The sequence below is a fragment of the Algirhabdus cladophorae genome (assembly GCF_044772865.1).
In the GTDB taxonomy this organism is placed as follows: Bacteria; Pseudomonadota; Alphaproteobacteria; order Rhodobacterales; family Rhodobacteraceae; genus Algirhabdus; species Algirhabdus cladophorae.
Window position 1 is genome coordinate 2,834,579 of record NZ_CP173029.1, and the last position, 12,858, is coordinate 2,847,436.

Here is a 12,858-nt window from a genome sequence, read left to right on the forward strand (position 1 = left end):
CTGTTACCCCATCAACCCTTGGTTCAAGATCCCACGTGGATCAAACTTTGCCCGCAAACCCGCACTCAACTCTTCCAAAACTGGATCTTGCGGGTGAAACACAGGTGTAGGTCCCGCGGCCCCTCGAACCCGCGTGGCATGGCCGCCGATCCCATCTAATTTTTCACGCACGTCTGTCCCCTTTGGCACACGTACCCACACAAGGCCCCCGCCCCAATCGTAAAGCGCACCTTGCGGATCAAGCATCGCGACGCAGCTAGGCCCCTGCGACGGCTTCACGGAAATGCGCCACACATCGCCGTCCTTGCCGTGGAAGCCCTCCACATCGCGCACCCAGGTCCAAAGGGCCGCTGTCTGATCTGGATCCGTAGACAGGTGAGCCACACCATATTTTGCCAAAAGCTGGCTCAACTGTTCCAACCGATACAACACCGAGGCTTCAAATCCCTCAACGCGGATCATGGTCAACGGCACGCCTTCTGGTCCTTCAGGCGCATGGGCAGCACCCGTTACATCAAAGGGTGATCCAAGGGCTGCAGAAAGCGCAGCAACTGCCTCGACGTCGCTCAGCCCTTGTAAAGTCAAAACGCCTGTTACGTCGGACTTCGGCAAAACCTTTAATGAAACCTCGGTCAAAACCCCCAGAGTTCCATAACTGCCTGTCATCAACTTGACCAAGTCATAGCCAGTGACATTCTTCATCACTCGGCCCCCGTTTTTAATGATGGCCCCCATTCCATCCACAAACCGAACACCTAGCATAAAATCGCGGGCCGCTCCGACTTGAACCCGTCGCGGTCCCGACACATTGGCAGCGATTGCGCCTCCGATTGTGGGGACACCTGTGGTCCCTAAAAGGCCGCGATGATCCATAGGTTCAAACGGCAGTCTTTGATTTTCCACGGCCAAGGCCGCTTCCAAGTCCGCAAGGGGGGTGCCTGCACGAACGACAATGGTCAAAGCCCCGGGTTCATACAAAGTCATCCCAGATAGACCCGAACAGGATAGAACCTGACCCTCGCACTGCCCAATTGGCCGTGTACCACCCCCAATGATGCGCAGTGGATCTTTGGCTTCAGACACCAATGCGGCCAACTCTTCTTCAGTGTTCGGGGTCATGTTTCTTTTATCCATAAATACTCTTGGGGGGTGCGGGGGGCAAAGCCCCCCGCCCTGTCGACCCAAATCCTATTTGGGGCGAAAACCCTACTCAGCCGCCAATGCTTGCACGCGACGTGACTGCGAGACATGCAAAGGAAACACCTTCGCCGGGTTCAACAACCAGTTTGGATCGAACACGTCTTTTACATCCATCTGCAGCGCTAAGTCATCCGGTGCATACTGATCGGTCATCAGATCCCGCTTTTCGATGCCCACACCGTGCTCGCCTGTCAAACAGCCGCCCACTTCAACGCAGAGACGCAAAATGTCGGCACCCATGGCTTCGCACAGCTCCAAATCGCCCGGTTTGTTGGCATTATACAAAATAAGCGGGTGCATATTGCCATCTCCTGCATGGAACACATTGCCCACTTGCAGCCCATATTGATCGCTTAACTCATTGATCCTGTTCAAAACCTCCGGCAAAGCCGAAACTGGGATCGTGCCATCAAGGCACATGTAATCATTGATCTGCCCAATGGCCCCAAAGGCTGATTTCCGTCCCAACCAAATGGCAGCACTTTCCTCGGCGGATTGGCTTTGACGCAACTCAACCGGATCATGCTTGCGCGCAATCTGCATGATCAGCCCAAGCTGTTCATCAATCTCCGCGTCCGAGCCCTCAACCTCAACAATCAACAGCGCTTCACAATCAGGATAGCCTGCATTCGCAAATTTTTCCGTGGTTTCGATGCACAAACGGTCCATAAATTCGATGGCCACTGGCAAAACACCGGCCTTGATGATGTCAGACACGCAGGCACCGGCCACCACATTGCTGTCAAACCCGATGAGAACCGGGCGCGCGCCTTCGGGCTTTGCCAAAATCCGTAAGGTGGCTTCTGTCACTACGCCCAGTTGTCCCTCTGATCCACAGATCAATCCCAACAAATCCAGCCCACCTGCATCTAAATGACCGCCACCGATTTCCGTGATTGTGCCGTCCATCAAAACGATTTTGACGCCCATCAGATTGTTGGTCGTCACCCCGTATTTCAGACAATGCGCCCCGCCAGAATTCATTGCAATGTTGCCAGCAATGGCACAGGCCAGTTGGCTGGACGGATCGGGCGCATAAAAGAACCCATTTTCTTCTACGGCCCCTGTGACGCTGAGGTTCGTCCGACCCGATTGTACGCGGATGTAGCGATCTGAATAATTCGTCTCGATCACACCATTCAACCGGGCCGTCCCCAGGATAACACAATCAGCCGTCGGCAAAGCCCCTCCGGCCAACGAGGTGCCAGATCCACGGGGCACAACTGGCACGCCTTCTTGGTAGCAAATTTTCAAAACTGCCGCGACTTGCTCTGTGGTGCTGGGCAACACAGCGCAAAGCGGCGGACATTTATAGGCTGTTAAGGCATCACACTCATAGGCATGCACCTCGCGATCTTCATGGATGACGGCCGTTTTGGGCAAAACCCCCTGCAACAAAGCCACGATATGAGGTTTTTTGGCCAGAATAGTCGGGTCTGGGACAGGCATTTCCATAAAGTCGCTCCCTTGGAGTGGATATTGGTAAATTAATATAACCAATTTTCACCTCTGGCAAGCGATTCCACTTGCCGTTACAAGACCCACATGCAGTTTTCAGACATCCTTCAACTCCTCACGCCTTTCGATCTGGGGGCCGCCCTTTTCATTATGGTGGTCTGGATCGGGATCGGCGCGCGTATCGAAAATGCCAGCGCAAAAACACCATCGGTTTCGGTACTGATGAAGCAATATCGACGCGATTGGATGAAGGAATTTGTCACCCGGCAGCCCCGGATTTTTGACGCCAGCATCCTTGGCAGCCTACGACAAGGCACCACCTTTTTTGCCTCCAGCACCATGATTGCCATCGGGGGCGGTTTGGCCGTCATGGGCAATGCCGATGCCGTCGCCAGCTTAGCCGAAGACTTTAACATCAGCCAGGCGCCGGCAATCGTCTGGGATATCAAGATTGCCTTTGTCCTACTGTTTGTAACGAATTCGTTTTTGAAATTTGTCTGGGCCCATCGGTTGTTTGGCTATTGTTCGGTTGTGATGGCGGCAGTGCCTAATGACATCACAGATCCAGCCGCCTTACCCAAGGCCGCCCAAGCCGCCGAACTGAACATCAGTGCAGCGCGCAGCTTTAATCGTGGCCTGCGCGCCATTTATTTTGCGATCACTGCGCTGTTTTGGTTGTTAGGGCCAGTTGCGTTGGTTTTGGCCACGCTATTCACGCTGTCTATCATCTGGCGCCGTGAATTTAATTCCCATTCACGAACAGTTTTGATGCAAACGCAGCCCAAAGCAGGCTAGCATCCCATCTATGCGATATTTTATTCTCTTTGCTTTTTGGGCCACCAGCGGTTTGGCCGATCCTCCCAGTATCGAGGCGGTTACGTACAGCAACGGACGCTTTGACGTGACCCTAAAACATCCTGATACCGGCTGGGATCACTATGCGGACGGCTGGGAAGTTCAAACGTGGGATGGCACGGTACTGGGCTATCGAAAATTGCATCACCCCCATGTGAACGAGCAGCCTTTTACGCGATCGCTGGGGGGTGTCAGCTTGCCTGAGGGCACAACAGAAGTACGTGTCCGAAGCCATTGCAACGATACGGGCTGGTCTGATTTTGTGACGGTCAAAGTCACGCCGTAATAACACCGTCAGCGATTAAGGGCGACGGCGGCCTTCCAGCAACCATGCGCCGATGGCCAGCAGTGCCGACAAGGCCAAGAACAACCACGCCGGCACCAGCGACAGCACTTTTACATCTGTGGTGACATAAGCGTTGCGTGGCGTGATCCCAATCCATCCGCGTCCTGCCGCAACACGGCCCTCCGACACGGTACGCACAGCGGGAAAGCCTGCCTCAAGCAACATAGCACCGCCACGACGGGCCTCTATGGATGGGGCCATAACCTCGCTGGTGGCGATTGTGTCGACAAACTCGCGCGGCGCCGCTGGACCAAGGGCAATGACAGCGGATTTGTCAGCCTCGGCCAATCGGTAAAGGCCGATTTCGGGCGCGTCCAAGGTTGCCTCGAACCGCCCCGGACTAACCTCCTGCATCGGGACCATGATCACAGCCCCATCGGGGCCAGTGACCTCGACGTCTGACACGTCATCTTCCAAGGTGCGCCGCGTGATAGTCATGGTTTGACCGTCCGCCGTGGCAAAAAGCGCTTCTTCTTCCAGCTCTGGTTCTTTCATCATCCAATGGGCCAAACGCCGAAGCAATTCCAATTGCGGGCCACCGCCCTCGAACCCGCGGCTCCATAGCCACGCATGATCCGATGCCATAAGCGCCACACGCCCTTCGGCCACGCGGTCCAACACCAAAAGCGGTGTGTCGTCCACACCTGTCATAACAGTTTGGCCGCCGGTGGCCTCAATCTCGATATGGCGCATCCAACGGCCCCATTCGGGATCAGCTTCCGCGGCCCCCGCACCTGTCAGGCCTTCAGTCACAGGATGACGGACACCAAGATCACTGACCCGCGGCAAATACCCTTCTTCAAAGACCCGCGCCGTAGGGGCGCCGGGCAAAATATCCCCAAGAGGCGAGCGATAGATACTGTCTGCACTGGCGTAATCAGGTCCAGCGGCGATCAAAACAGCACCACCGTTTTGGACATAGGAACTGATGCTTTGGAAATAGGCAGAGGGTAGAATCCCTCGACGTTTGTAGCGGTCAAAAATGATCAGATCGAATTCGTCGATCTTTTCGAGAAACAGCTCGCGCGTTGGGAAGGCAATCAAGGACAACTCGTCCACCGGTACGCCGTCCTGCTTTTCCGGGGGACGCAGAATGGTAAAGTGCACCAGATCGACACTGCTGTCTGATTTGAGCAGGTTGCGCCAAGTCCGTTCGCCGGGATGCGGCTCGCCGGAAACAAGCAACACCCGCAGCCTGTCGCGCACGCCATTCATCTGGATGACAGCGGAATTATTGCGATCCGTTAGTTCGCCTTCAGCGGTGGGGACAGTAAATTGCAGGACGTTCATACCGCCATGGGGTAAGGTGACAGGTAGTTCCAAATCCTCACCAATCGGCACTTGGAATTGCAGCGGTTCCGCCCCATCGATGGAAATTTCCAATGGCGCGCGGGTGACACCGGCGGGTGCATCACCCTGATCATCGATACGCAGGGTCAGGATGACCTCCTCGCCCAAAATCGCAAAGGCCGGTGCGTTTTTGACACTCAGCCTGCGATCCCAATCCGTGGCTTTCCCGGTTTGCAACAAATGCAGCGGTGCTGGCAGATCCGGCGCAAGCGGGCTGTCGTGGATTTGACCGTCACTGATCACAACCACTCCAGCCACACGTGCGCGCGGCACATCCGCCAGCGCTTGGTTCAGCGCAGTCATCACGAGGGTCCCAGTATCGCTTGGACCATCGGCGACTGTTACGACCTTGAGTTCGGTATTGGGACGTGCATTGATCGATGCCGTCAATTCCGTCAGCGCCGTTTGAGTTTGATCTGGCCTGTCCGAGACACCTTGTGAGGCGCTTTCATCCACCACCGCAATCACAATGTCGGACAATCCATCGCGGTCCTCGCGCATAAAACTGGGGTTGGCCAAACCAAGCAGCAAGGCCAGCCCTGCCAAGGCGCGCAACGGCCAGCCCTTGAGGCCGCGCCAGATAGACAGGCCGACAACCAAGCTGATCACAACAGCGGCGAAAGCCAGCAAAGACCAGTCCAGCAAAGGGGCCCAGATGAGTTGCCCTTCCATCAAAGCATCCCCCTCACTGGCCTAACCGATCCAGCAAAGCAGGCACGTGCACCTGATCACTTTTGTAGTTGCCCGTCAGCACATGCATGATCAGGTTTACGCCAAAACGCAGGGCAATTTCACGCTGGCGTTCACCGTTGTAGCCCCGCCCAACGGGGAACATCCGATTGCCTGCATTATCCACAGCCCATGCCGCAGCCCAATCGTTTCCACCGATAACAACAGGGGTCACGCCGTCGTTAAGATTGCGAAATGGCATGCCTTCGGCTTGTTCTGCATCGGGCGGTGCCGCCTCAACCCAGACCTCACGACTTGCAAATCGACCGGGAAAGTCCTGCAGCAAATAGAACGTGCGGGTCAAAACGTGGTCGCCGGGGATTGGTTCAATTGGCGGGATGTCCAAGGACGCCGCCAGCGCCTGTAACTTGCGACCATTGGGCGATGACGCACCAAAACGTGCGGTATCCGCGTCGCGGGTATCAAACAAGATCATGCCACCCGTTCGCAAATAACGGTTCAGTTTGGCGTAGGCTGCGGCACTTGGCGTGGCCTGATCTGGCGTGATGGGCCAATAGAGGAACGGAAACAGCGAAATTTCGTCACGCTCCAGATCGATCGAGATCGGATTGGCAGGCTCGATCGAAGTGCGCCGGAACAGTGTATCGCTTAGGCCCACCAAACCAGCCCGCGTGGTTTGATCGATTGTGGCATCACCAGTCAAGACATGGGCCAGAACAACTTCGCTGGTGGCCGTCAGGTAGGCATCATCATTGGTTTGAGCCTCGGCAGGGCCGCCGTATGCCAGCGAGGCCAACACCATAATCGCAACGCCCGAACTGGCTTTGGCCCGCGCACCTGTCAAACGTCCGCCCACGAATAGTGAGGCAATCGCATCCACTGCAAAAAGTGCTAAAGCGGCAAACAACAGCCAACCTTTGAGGGCAGTTTCAGCCACCACACTCAACCCTTCGACCGAGACCGAGCTAGGCCAAACCTGCGGGCCAAGCTGCATGTCAGGCCGTGCTACATTAAGGGCCAAACGCCGATCCTCACCATCATAAAGGCCGGGCTGTTGGTCCGCGCCAAGAGGTTGCGTCACCAGATCCTCGCCCGCGACACCGCGCAGGGTATCCGCAGGGCGCAAAGCACCAAAGGCATCTAGAACCTGCACTGGCGTCCATTGGGTGCCCGTCAGGTCCTGCGCCTCGGGTTGGGACGGCGTGGATGATATCGCCAAGCGATCCAACATCTGCACAAATAGACCCGACAGCGGCAGGCTGGACCATTCCGCATTTGCCGTCACATGCATCAAAACAATCTGTCCTGCATCAAGCTTTTTGCGCGTGACCAAAGGTGTGCCATCAGCCAAGCCCGCTATCACACGTTCAGCCAGATTGGGGTCAGGTTGCGCCATCACTTGAGCGCTGACAGTCACATCCTCAGGGATCGTCAGACCAAAGAAAGGGCTGTCGGGGTCAAATGCACTGAGGGTTTTGGGGGTACCCCAACTCATCGCGCCGCCAACCGTGCGCCCGCCAGAACGCAAGCGCACTGGCATCAATGGATCCTCAACAGTACGGCTAACGTCACTTGCAGCCAGTCGCGGCCCGGCAAAGCGCAACAGCAGACCACCTTTGGCGACCCATTCCAGCAGGCCAAGTTCCTCGTCCGGGCCAACCTTGGCTACATCCGCCAGAATGATCACATCCGGGTTTGCCAGTAAAATGTCACCGAAACTGCCATCGACCAGATCAGCGTTTTCGGCCAACGCCTGCGACAGATAATGCAGTGGGCTTAGCAACTCGAGCCCCTCGCGATCCTCGCGTCCGGCAAAAAGTGCGATTTCGCGGCGACGCAGGCTGTCGTCTGTCAGACTAATTGCCCCAGCCGAGCGTATACCGCGCAGCTCAAACCGACTGATCCGATTGCGCAATTCGGCAGGTAGAGACAGGGCAACTTTTGCGTCGGTCTCTTGCGCCTCAAAGCTTAGGTCAACAGTGCTGAGCACGCGTTCAATGCCTGCCGGATCAAGGCCATGGGCCTCGACCGTGTAGGTGGCAGCCCCCTGCCCCACGCGCCGCCCTTCGATGTTCAAAACACCATCCTCAAATTGCGGTGGCAGCAAGGCCAAAGTCGCAGTGCCAGCTTGTAAAACACTGACACTGCCGCGGGCCTCGAGGGCCTCAAGCACGCGCGTGCGATTTGGACGGTCCAGACCGTCTGACAACCAAACTGTATCGAAATCTCCAGACAGGCTGTCCAGCCAGGCCTCAATGGTTTGCGCATCAGGCTCCCACGGATGCGGTGTCAGGCTGGGCAGGCGGCTTAGCCAAACATCAGCGGCCTGAAAGGTGCTGTCCAAAGGGGCTGGATTGGTCAAAACCGTTACTGCAGCCGGGCGTCCCTCACGGGCGGCCTCGCGCAATAGCGCATCGACGCGATCCAGCCGCTGTGACCAATTGCGCGCATCAGCCCACGTACCATCCATCACGATCAGAACCGGCCCTGTCCCCGCCGTGTCTTTGGTTGGGTTTAGGATGGGCCCGGCAAATCCGACGATCACAGCCGCCACAGCCAAAATCCGCAGCAACAGCAACCACCAAGGCGTTTTGTCCGACTGCTGGTCCTCATCCTGAAGCCCCAACAGGAGCGCCACACCGGGGAATAAGCGCCGCACCGGTGCTGGCGGCACGGCCCGCAGGATTAGCCATAAAATTGGCAAAGCAATCAGCGGCACCAGCAGCCAAGGTGCGGTAAATCCTATGGGGCCAATAGCAAACATCAGGTCCGTTCCAACGCACTATAAAGCCACAACAGGGCCGAACGGGCCGATGCGTCCGTGTGGTGGGTTTGGAATTGCCATCCGGATGCGCGCGCAAGACCTTGCAGTTCGCTTTTGCGGGCGGCAAGCCGATCGAGGTAGCGCTGGCGCAAATCGCCTGCTTGCTGTGTTTCGTGGCTGAGGCTTTTGCCCATGCTTTCAAACACAGTCCGGCCCGAGAAAGGAAAGGTTTCTTCCTGAGGGTCCAGCACTTGCATCAAGACACCCTGTACACCGCGATCCGCGGCCTGCCCCACGGCACGTGTCACAGCCTGCATGTCGCCCAAGAAATCCGAAATAAATATGGCACGCGCATTGGGCATCATGCCGCCTGCCTTGGGGGCACCATAATCGGCGCCAGTGCCCATGTCCGACAGTCGTTGTGCCAAACGCATCAGTTGGACTTGCCCGGTTTTGGGCGGCGCAGAGGCATCAGTGAGGCCAACACGTTCGCCCGCCTTCAGGAGCAATATCGCACTGGCCAACGCCACAGTGCGGGCGCGGTGGGATTTGCTGGGGAGGTCTTTGCTGCTGGAAAATGTCAGACTGGCCGCATCGTCGACCCAAATAAAGACGGACTGGGCGATCTGCCATTCGGTTTGCCGGACAAAGTTTGTGTCCCCCCGCGCCGAACGTCGCCAATCGATGAATCGCGCCTCATCCCCATCGGTGACAGGGCGGTATTGCCAAAATTCTTCGCCACCGCCAGCCCGTCGGCGGCCGTGGGTGCCAACCATGATCGTATTGGCCAAGTGTTGAGCGCCAGCCAAAAGGGCGGGAAACGGGGCCGCGAGGGCCTCGGCTTGGGGTCGTAACGAGGGTGCGTTTTGGCTCACGCAGCGGCCTCAATCCGGGTTGTGCGGGCGCTTACTTCGTCGATAACTTGGCCCAAGGACAGACCTTGCGCCCGAGCGGCAAAACCTAACGCCATGCGGTGGATTAATACAGGGCGGGCCATGCGGGCCACGTCTTCGGCGGATGGGGCCAAGCGTCCTTCAAGCAAGCACTGCGCGCGCACCGTCAGCATCAACGCCTGAGCCGCCCGTGGACCAGGTCCCCAACTGACATTGTTGCGCACGATCTCTGGTGCGCTGTCCTCATCAGGCCGACAGGCGCGCACAAGATCCAGAATGGTTTCAACAACGGCGTCCCCAACGGGCATGCGGCGCACCAAAGTTTGGGCCGCCATAAGGCTGGCCGTATCAAACACCGGCTCAGATGCCGCGTCATCCATACCTGTTGTGGACAGCAAAATGTCCCGTTCAGTCGCACGATCAGGGTTTTGGACATCGATCTGGACCAAAAAGCGGTCGAGCTGGGCCTCTGGTAGCGGATATGTGCCTTCTTGCTCAATCGGGTTTTGCGTGGCCAGAACATGGAATGGTTTGCCCAAGGGGCGTTCTTGGCCAGCGATTGTGACAACCTTTTCCTGCATAGCCTGCAACAGGGCCGATTGGGTACGGGGGCTTGCGCGGTTGATCTCGTCCGCCATCAAAAGCTGGCAAAATACGGGGCCTTCGATGAACCGAAAACTGCGATTACCGTCAGTGCCCGTTTCCAGAACCTCGGAGCCAAGGATATCAGCAGGCATTAGATCGGGCGTGAATTGGATACGATTGCCATTGAGGCCCATCACAGTGGACAGCGTTTCGACCAATCGTGTTTTGCCCAGCCCCGGTTGCCCGATCAACAGCCCGTGTCCACCACACAACAGCGCCGAAAGGGTTAGATCAACGACGCGTTCCTGACCGATGAACCGTTTGGTGATCGAGGCTTTGGCGCGGGCCAATTGATCCCCCAAAGCATCAATTTCTGCGACCATATCTGAATCCGACATACCAATTCCTTTCAGCGCATTTATATCATGCTATGACAACAGATATTCCGAATACAAGAAATGGCAAAAGCAATGAGTGGACAAAACATTGTGAAACCCACCGCAGAAAGCCTTGCAGCAAGCGCTACAGCGGCTGGGAAAAAGGGGCCGCCACCGGTTCATTTGTGGAATCCGCCCTTTTGTGGCGACTTAGATATGCGAATTGCGCGGGATGGGACGTGGTTTTATCAAGGCACGCCGATTGGGCGACCGGGCTTGGTTAAGCTGTTTTCCTCGATCATTCGCAAAGATGGCGATGATTACTTTTTGGTCACGCCTGTCGAAAAAGTGGGCATAACAGTAGAAGACGCCCCGTTTGTCGCCATCGATTTTGACCTGCACGGGGAGGGTCCTGATCAAAAACTGGTGTTTCACACGCAAGTTGACGACACAGTGACCGCCAGTGCTGATACCCCCATCCGCGTGGTACGCGATGAAGCTACCGGAGAGCCGAGCCCCTATGTATTGATCCGCGCCAATTTGGAGGCCCTGATCGATCGCAAGAGCTTTTACCGGTTGGTGGATTTGGGCGTGCATCACGAGGTAGGAGGTGTGGACTGGTTTGGTATTTGGTCCTCTGGATCGTTTTTCCCGATAATTCCCAGCGCTGAGCTGCCATAAGGGCTCTGCTTGGCGGGGATATCGCCACTAAGAAGATGGCGAGACGCCGGGACGGACGCGGGGCTTCACAGGGGCTGTGCGTTTTTATTGGATTGGTTTGAACCGTCAGTGAGGTCCATAAAGATTGGCGAAAGGACCCGCCCTGCAATGTTCCCTGCCAAGTTTGCCCCCTACCTCGTCGGTTTGATGATGTCGGCCGTGATGACGTTTTTCGTCTCGGGCTTTGCGACCTATCGTGGACTGGGCCTTGTGGAGGGGTTCATGCAAATCTGGATGGAGGCGTGGATCCCGTGCTGGTTCTTGGCCTTTCCAATCATCATGTTGATTGGCCCCATCGCGCGAAAGATCGCTGGCAGAATTACAGCACCTGTTGAGGGGCCTGACGATGTTGACCGATCTCTAAACCTTCCAACGTCCAAGCCCCAACGCTGAACCGGATCAGCCTCAGGGTTGGGTGACCTACAGCCGCTGTCATGCGGCGCACCTGTCGGTTTCGGCCTTCGGTAATGGTAAGCTTAATCCATGTGTCCGGAATGGATTTGCGCACGCGGATCGGTGGCGTTCGCGGCCAAAGCCAATTCGGGGTGTCCGATATTTCAACCTTGGCAGGGCGGGTTTTGCCGTCCTTCAAGGTGACGCCATCTTTCAACTGTTGCAACGCAGACGGATCAGGCACGCCCTCAACCTGCGCAAAGTAGGTTTTTGGCGTTTTGAACTTTGGGCTTGATATTTTGGCCTGCAGTGCGCCGTCATCTGTTAGGATCATCAGACCCTCGCTATCGCGGTCCAATCGCCCTGCAGGATAGATGTTTGGGATCGATATAAATTCCGAAAGGGTTTGACGTTTTGTGGGGCTTTTCGTGTCGGTAAACTGTGACAAGACATCAAAAGGTTTGTTGAAAAGCACCAGCATCCGAGTGGCCTTAGTCTGTGTCGGCGATGAACCGGGCGATCCTTGTACCGATTGCATTGCTACCTTTGATGGATGGATGGATCATATCCAGCCCGTGATAGGAGCGGTCACCTTCCGGCACAAGATCCTTGTTGGACAGGAAATAGACGCCTTTAATCTTGCGCGCCAAGGTGCTGATCCGCTGTTCCAAGATGTCGCCGTCGTCTTTGCAGCTTTCAATCGGAGAATTCGCACCGGGACTGCGCAAATACCCAACATACAGAACCTTGGCACCGGTTTTGCGAATTTTCGCAACCAGCGACGGGATTTGGCCCTTGAGACCAGAGTCCGAGATCAGCCGGTCCATTTTGCGGTCGCATTTATGGCATCCACATCCCAACCAAAGATCATTGCCGCCACCGTTCAGAACCACCCAATCCCATTCACCCGGACGAAACTGCTGTGGAATGCTGAGGCCCATGGCCCCAGTGATGGGCAGATTGTAGATGATACGTGCACCAGTGACCGCCCGACTTGAAACTGGCGTTTTCAATCGCTTGGCCAGAACATGGGGGATAGCGCGGCCAGACAGAGTGTGGCTGGCCATCATGGAATCGCCCATGACTAGGATACGCGGCTGGGCCTGCGGGACGGCAGGCTGCGCCAAAGCAAAAAGCATAAGCGAAACAAGGGATAAGAGGCGGGGCATAGCGATGATCCACTTTAAACTGATGACAAAGGGCCCGCTCATACTGTCAGAAATCCAC

12 protein-coding genes are annotated in these 12,858 nt (G+C 56.4%); 4 read left to right on the plus strand and 8 right to left on the minus strand.

What is annotated here, in order from left to right; all coding sequences use genetic code 11:
* Window positions 1-3: 3 nt before the first annotated feature.
* On the minus strand, window positions 4-1,119 hold the full coding sequence (locus ACIRQ6_RS13695; protein WP_420861164.1) for an FAD-binding protein: 1,116 nt from the start codon (window positions 1,117-1,119) through the stop codon (window positions 4-6).
* Between the two features lie 87 nt (window positions 1,120-1,206).
* Window positions 1,207-2,655: an FAD-linked oxidase C-terminal domain-containing protein gene (locus ACIRQ6_RS13700; protein ID WP_420861165.1), complete on the minus strand. Its 1,449-nt coding sequence runs from the start codon at window positions 2,653-2,655 to the stop codon at window positions 1,207-1,209.
* 90 nt (window positions 2,656-2,745) lie between these two features.
* Here ACIRQ6_RS13700 and ACIRQ6_RS13705 point away from each other — a divergent pair, with 90 nt between their 5' ends.
* A complete protein-coding gene (locus tag ACIRQ6_RS13705; protein ID WP_420861166.1) occupies window positions 2,746-3,453 on the plus strand; it encodes a DUF599 domain-containing protein in 708 nt (235 codons plus the stop codon).
* 10 nt (window positions 3,454-3,463) lie between these two features.
* Window positions 3,464-3,799 carry a hypothetical protein gene (locus ACIRQ6_RS13710; protein WP_420861167.1) on the plus strand — a complete coding sequence of 112 codons (336 nt, stop codon included), beginning with the start codon at window positions 3,464-3,466 and terminating at the stop codon, window positions 3,797-3,799.
* Window positions 3,800-3,814: 15 nt separating this feature from the next.
* Here the strand turns inward: ACIRQ6_RS13710 and ACIRQ6_RS13715 are convergent, their stop codons facing one another.
* The 4 genes from ACIRQ6_RS13715 to ACIRQ6_RS13730 are packed head-to-tail and all read right to left on the minus strand — an operon-like array spanning window position 3,815 to window position 10,539.
* The gene (locus tag ACIRQ6_RS13715; RefSeq protein ID WP_420861168.1) at window positions 3,815-5,881 is read right to left on the minus strand and encodes a hypothetical protein; all 2,067 of its coding nucleotides are present in this window, start codon (window positions 5,879-5,881) and stop codon (window positions 3,815-3,817) included.
* A gap of 13 nt (window positions 5,882-5,894) precedes the next feature.
* A complete protein-coding gene (locus ACIRQ6_RS13720; RefSeq protein ID WP_420861169.1) occupies window positions 5,895-8,663 on the minus strand; it encodes a DUF4159 domain-containing protein in 2,769 nt (922 codons plus the stop codon).
* Window positions 8,663-9,538, minus strand: a complete 876-nt coding sequence (locus ACIRQ6_RS13725) for a DUF58 domain-containing protein (protein WP_420861170.1) — start codon at window positions 9,536-9,538, stop codon at window positions 8,663-8,665. Before ACIRQ6_RS13725 ends, ACIRQ6_RS13720 begins: the two co-directional genes overlap by 1 nt.
* Window positions 9,535-10,539, minus strand: coding sequence for an AAA family ATPase (locus ACIRQ6_RS13730; protein WP_420861171.1), 1,005 nt, complete (start codon window positions 10,537-10,539; stop codon window positions 9,535-9,537). The genes ACIRQ6_RS13725 and ACIRQ6_RS13730 overlap by 4 nt, the downstream gene beginning before the upstream one ends.
* Window positions 10,540-10,611: 72 nt before the next feature.
* Between ACIRQ6_RS13730 and ACIRQ6_RS13735 the strand changes: the two genes are divergently transcribed.
* Both ACIRQ6_RS13735 and ACIRQ6_RS13740 read left to right on the plus strand, forming a co-directional pair.
* Complete coding sequence (locus ACIRQ6_RS13735; RefSeq protein ID WP_420861172.1) at window positions 10,612-11,199, plus strand: DUF1285 domain-containing protein; 588 nt, start codon at window positions 10,612-10,614, stop codon at window positions 11,197-11,199.
* A 147-nt stretch (window positions 11,200-11,346) separates the two neighbouring features.
* Window positions 11,347-11,631 carry a DUF2798 domain-containing protein gene (locus tag ACIRQ6_RS13740; RefSeq protein ID WP_420861173.1) on the plus strand — a complete coding sequence of 95 codons (285 nt, stop codon included), beginning with the start codon at window positions 11,347-11,349 and terminating at the stop codon, window positions 11,629-11,631.
* On the opposite strand, the gene ACIRQ6_RS13745 is transcribed toward ACIRQ6_RS13740, so the two are convergent.
* Both ACIRQ6_RS13745 and ACIRQ6_RS13750 read right to left on the minus strand, forming a co-directional pair.
* Window positions 11,558-12,112 carry a pseudouridine synthase gene (locus ACIRQ6_RS13745; RefSeq protein WP_420861174.1) on the minus strand — a complete coding sequence of 185 codons (555 nt, stop codon included), beginning with the start codon at window positions 12,110-12,112 and terminating at the stop codon, window positions 11,558-11,560. The genes ACIRQ6_RS13740 and ACIRQ6_RS13745 overlap by 74 nt on opposite strands.
* 10 nt (window positions 12,113-12,122) lie before the next feature.
* Window positions 12,123-12,800, minus strand: coding sequence for an SGNH/GDSL hydrolase family protein (locus tag ACIRQ6_RS13750; protein WP_420861175.1), 678 nt, complete (start codon window positions 12,798-12,800; stop codon window positions 12,123-12,125).
* Window positions 12,801-12,858 lie beyond the last annotated feature (58 nt).